This window comes from Paenibacillus sp. OT2-17 (assembly GCF_009827695.1).
Classification (GTDB): domain Bacteria; phylum Bacillota; class Bacilli; order Paenibacillales; family Paenibacillaceae; genus Paenibacillus; species Paenibacillus polymyxa_B.
The window spans coordinates 1-4,601 of record NZ_WUDQ01000285.1 but is presented as its reverse complement, the minus strand read 5'-3'; the positions used below and the strand labels follow the sequence as shown (position 1 = coordinate 4,601).

Sequence of the window (4,601 nt, the reverse complement as noted above, 5' to 3'; positions counted from 1 at the left end):
GAAGAATCGTACACCGTTGCTGCCCTCAGTCACAAACAGCTTGTTGGGATATTTGCGCAACGCTTCTTGCAGGCTCATATCCTTAAACATAATGGCAGCTTCATGCTCGTTTGGCGTAATGTAGGTCGCATTCGCAATTACGCTTTCTTCCACTTCACGAGCCGGGGCTGGATTCAGCAACAAGGGTACCTGGTACTTCGCACAAATTTCGCTTACATAAACAACCGTTTCCGACGGTATTTCCTGTTGAATTAACACAATATCCGAACTTCGAATGACGTCAAGTGCTTCTTCCACATAGGCGGGTGTCACTTCATTATTTGCTGCTTTTACCACGACAATACTGTTATCACCTTCAGCGAGTACAATATGCGCTGTACCGCTTTCCATATGTGTAACCGGTTTCACATAGCCAGTATGAACATGATTTTCTTCAAAATTCCGTAAAATCTGTTCTCCAAAATGGTCATCCCCTACACGTCCAATCATCGTAACGTCTGCTCCGAGTCGTGCTGCGGCTACTGCCTGATTGGCTCCTTTACCTCCAGGTACGGTTGTAAAGCTTTCACCCAATACCGTTTCACCAGCACCGGGACGTTTGGACGAAGTAACTACGAGATCCATAGAACTGCTTCCGATAATCGAAATTTTAGCCATCATGATCCACCTTTCTTGTCGTTTCCCGTTCTATAAATTTGACGGGCAATTGTATGCTTGAATAGGTAAGTACTTTCGAATGAAGATTAGGTACGCTTGACTTCGTTACTTGCGACTGCTCAATCAACTGAATGAGTAGCCCTGCTGCTTCCCAGCCCATTTCATAAGCAGGTTGTCGGATCGTTGACAAAGGCGGGAATAACAAACTACTTAATGGTATATCATCAAACCCGATAATTTGAACATCATCCGGGATTTTCTTTCCTAATCTATGTGCCTCATGCATCACCGCTGTAGCCACGATATCGTTACTTGCGATAACTCCGTCTGTATCCGGGTACTTGCTAAACAGCTCTTTGGCCCACGACTCGGCCTCCTTGAACGAAAAGGAAGTTGTCTCGACCACATGGTAAGCAGTTCCGGATTGCTGAAGCTCTTCAACCGCCCCGCGAAAACGGTCTTGTGCTGGACGAATATGTGCAGGGCCCTGCATGACTGTAATTTGTTTGCTGCCGCGGGCAACCATTTCTTGAGCAGCCAAGCAACCGCCATGGGCTCCATCTGCATATACGGAGAGGCTGTCACTGGAAGTTCGATCGAGAAAAACGACCGGGATCTTCAGTTTGGCATAACAATCGGCATCGGGATCATTGGTAGAAGAAATAACACCAACGACATTATTTTGAACAAAAGTATCCATGTAATCCAATTCTTTTTGGCGATCTTCATCACTATTACCGAAAATAATCCGAAAATCATTTTCCTGCATTCGATCCTCCACCCCACGAGCTAACAAGGGAAAGTAAGGGTTCGTAATATCCGGCAGCAGCAGGCCGATTAATCTGGATTTCTTTTTATACAAAGAACTTGCAACTTCATTAGGCTTGTAATTTAACTGCTTCACTGCAGCCTCTACCTTTCGCCGTGTATCCTCATGTACATATCCAGTTTCATTAATAACTCTGGATACGGTCGCTACGGAAACACCTGCAAAGCTGGCGACTTCTTTAATTGTTGTCATAGTGTAGGTTCAACTCCAATGTGTAACCGGTTACACATATAAAATATCATAGCATTAATTTTTTGACAAGCATTAATTATTTGCACGTTGAATGCTTTAGCTTTATAATTCTTATTGTAACTAATGAAGTTCCACCTTAATACACATTCTAAAGGGGGGAGCACCACTCCCAGTTACTCAATAAAATACGTATACATGGAGGCTTTTTCCTTATGAATATCGAAGTTTGGTCTGATTATATGTGTCCATTCTGTTATATCGGCAAACGCCGTTTGGAGCAAGTATTACAGCAATTCCCACATCGCAATGAGGTGCAATTGACATTCAAGAGTTTCGAATTGAACCCGAATGCTGTGAGAGATAGTGGTAAAACGATCAATGAAGAACTATCAGCTAAATATGGGGTCAGTCTGCAAGAGGCTCAGGCTATGAATGATCGAATGAACGAAAACGCACGCTCTGCGGGTCTTGATTATAATATTCATGCCATGGTGCCGACGAACTCTCTTGATGCTCACCGCTTAACACTTTGGGCTCAAACACAAGGCAAAATGCTGGAACTGAGCGAGCGTTTATTCCAAGCTGTTTTCATCGAAGGCAAGCATACAGGGGATCATGAAGTGCTGGTAGCGCTGGCTACTGAGGTTGGTTTGGATCAAAAGGAAGCGGCTGCTATATTAGCCAGTGATCGTTTTACCGACGAAGTTAGAGCTGATGAATCCGAAGGCGCTGAGTTAGGTGTTCAGGGTGTGCCATTCTTTGTATTTGATCGAAAATTTGCTGTTTCTGGTGCCCAGCCGGAGGAAGTATTTCATGATGCGCTTCAAAAAGCATGGGATGAACGCTCACCTTTCACTATGATAAGCGGCAGCTCGTCCAAACAAGATGCAGGTGGTATGTGTACCGATGAGGGTTGTGAGCTTCCAGGCCGTGAGGGCTGAACAGTCCGTGAATGAAGATTTTCTACTTCCTAAATAAATTTTAAAAAAGCGTGCCAGCACCCAATTAAACCTGAGGCTGGCACGCATCTTTATTTTATAACGATTTAATCATTCCGCCATCCACAAGGATGGTACTCCCTGTCAAATAGGATGAAGCTGAAGACGCCAGAAAAGCAACAACTTTACCGAACTCTTCAGGCTCTCCATACCGTCCCAATGGAATGCCCTCTTCTGCTTGTTTGCGAACCTGATCCGTCGTTTGCTGGGTTTTCTCAGCTCGATGCTCGTCCAAGCTACGCACGCGATCAGTTGCAATTCTCCCCGGTGCTACAGTATGTACCAGAATATTATGAGGAGCTAATTCCAGAGACAATGTTTTTGCCAATCCAGCAACTCCAGTGCGCAGCGTATTTGAAATGATTAACCCCGGAATTGGCTGTTTAACTGAGGAAGAAGCAATATTTAAAATCCTACCGCTTTGTTGTTTTTTCATATATGGTAACACTTCACGGATCAACCGGATATGACTAAGTAAATTTTGTTCAAAGGCCTGCATCCACACTTCATCTGTAAAATCATCAAAGGTACCGGCAGGAGGCCCACCCGCATTGTTAACCAAAATATCCACGGTGCCAAACAAATCAGCTGTACGGCGGATGGCCTGGGAGATATGTTCTGGTTTTGTTACATCGCAAACTACATATTCAACGCGGCCACTCGCTGTTTCCAGTAATTCCGCCTGCGTCCGCTGAAGCTCTGCTTCGTTCCGTCCTGAAATGACGACATTCGCACCCTCGCGTGCCAGCTCCCGTGCGCTTGCCTTGCCGAGTCCTTTACTGGAACCTGCAACAAAGGCTGTTTTTCCCGTTAATCCTAAATCCATCTATGACACTCCCTTTTCTAAGCGTTCTCTATTTAATTGTACACATGACCAGCACATAATGCGAATAGCTTGGTAGTATTATGAAGGCTATCTATCTTCTCACCATTAAAAAGAATACGAAATCATTAATTGCAAGGTAAAACAAAAAGGCCTGACAGTTAGTCAGGGCCCTTTTTGTTTACAGCACGTTATGATGTTGATGCAGGTGTTGTTGTTGGCTGCTCGTATACAACAACGGACTGGCTCTCAGGCTCCCATTTAACATTTGTCCCCAAGGCCTCTCCGATTACCCTTACAGGTACCATTGTCGTCCCATCCACTATGGATGCTGGCTGCTCGATAGAATACGGCTGACCGTTAATATATGCTTTCGGACTGTTAACAAATAATTTGACGGACACGCCGTTACGGGTGACAGTAACAGCCTTTTCTTTCGGATCCCAGGAAACCTTTGCATCCAAAGCTTCGGAAGCTGTTCTAAACGGAACAAGTGTGGTCCCATTACGGTTAATCGGTTTGGCATCGTATTTTTCACCATTCACGAACAGCTTCATACCCGACGGCCGTCCGGCCTTCTTCGAGAATTCACCCAGCTTTTTGTAGCTGTCCAGATCGGACACATTAGCCAGTACCGCCTCCTCTTGCATGTAAACGGCATCAGTCACATTTCCGTTTTCAGCCAGTAGCTCAGCTGCCTCAGTCAGTGCTTTACCAGAATTCCGCAACCTGCTCCGGAGTCAAACGGTTTGGGTATTTCGTAAGCAGCAGATTCGCAATAACCGCTCCTGCCGGCTTATCCTTCGTATTTTCTACCGCGTGAAGTAGACCCTTGTAACCGTTGCGTCCCTTGTGACCATTATGGTCTTTAGACTCCTCGTATGTATCATCCGTTACTGCAACAGGTTCGGTTTTTCTGATTTCTGCGTGTTTTTCTTTTTTACTGTTTTCATCCTTTTTACCGGTTGCTTTGTCCTTTTGTTTTTTGGACTGATCATTGTCTGAGTCATGGGGATTGATTAGCTCCTCCCCGCTCTTTTCATTCCCGTCTTTAACAGACGTCTTTGCTTCCTGTTTGTTCTCCTGATCATTTCCGCGTCCC

At 45.1% G+C, this 4,601-nt stretch carries 4 protein-coding genes and 1 pseudogene; 1 reads left to right on the top strand and 4 read right to left on the bottom strand.

Translation table 11 applies throughout. From position 1 onward, the window contains the following. On the bottom strand, positions 1 to 657 hold a 657-nt coding region (locus tag GRP75_RS19615; protein ID WP_160790119.1), incomplete at its 3' end, for a PfkB family carbohydrate kinase. Beyond that, positions 650 to 1,678: a LacI family DNA-binding transcriptional regulator gene (locus GRP75_RS19610; protein ID WP_160790118.1), complete on the bottom strand. Its 1,029-nt coding sequence runs from the start codon at positions 1,676 to 1,678 to the stop codon at positions 650 to 652. The genes GRP75_RS19610 and GRP75_RS19615, both read right to left, overlap by 8 nt. Positions 1,679 to 1,890: 212 nt before the next feature. Here GRP75_RS19610 and GRP75_RS19605 point away from each other — a divergent pair, with 212 nt between their 5' ends. After that, positions 1,891 to 2,619 carry a DsbA family oxidoreductase gene (locus tag GRP75_RS19605; RefSeq protein ID WP_160790117.1) on the top strand — a complete coding sequence of 243 codons (729 nt, stop codon included), beginning with the start codon at positions 1,891 to 1,893 and terminating at the stop codon, positions 2,617 to 2,619. A gap of 94 nt (positions 2,620 to 2,713) precedes the next feature. Here the strand turns inward: GRP75_RS19605 and GRP75_RS19600 are convergent, their stop codons facing one another. Both GRP75_RS19600 and GRP75_RS30500 read right to left on the bottom strand, forming a co-directional pair. Further along, positions 2,714 to 3,502, bottom strand: a complete 789-nt coding sequence (locus GRP75_RS19600) for an SDR family oxidoreductase (RefSeq protein ID WP_023988932.1) — start codon at positions 3,500 to 3,502, stop codon at positions 2,714 to 2,716. Positions 3,503 to 3,690: 188 nt separating this feature from the next. After that, positions 3,691 to 4,601, bottom strand: a pseudogene (locus GRP75_RS30500) (copper amine oxidase N-terminal domain-containing protein); the annotation flags it as partial.

What these genes read in the sequence shown, in the direction of transcription:
- GRP75_RS19610 (WP_160790118.1), bottom strand. Translation starts at nt 1,678, where the DNA reads ATGACAACAATTAAAGAAGTCGCCAGCTTTGCAGGTGTTTCCGTAGCG.
- GRP75_RS19605 (WP_160790117.1), top strand. Translation starts at nt 1,891, where the DNA reads ATGAATATCGAAGTTTGGTCTGATTATATGTGTCCATTCTGTTATATC.
- GRP75_RS19600 (WP_023988932.1), bottom strand. Translation starts at nt 3,502, where the DNA reads ATGGATTTAGGATTAACGGGAAAAACAGCCTTTGTTGCAGGTTCCAGT.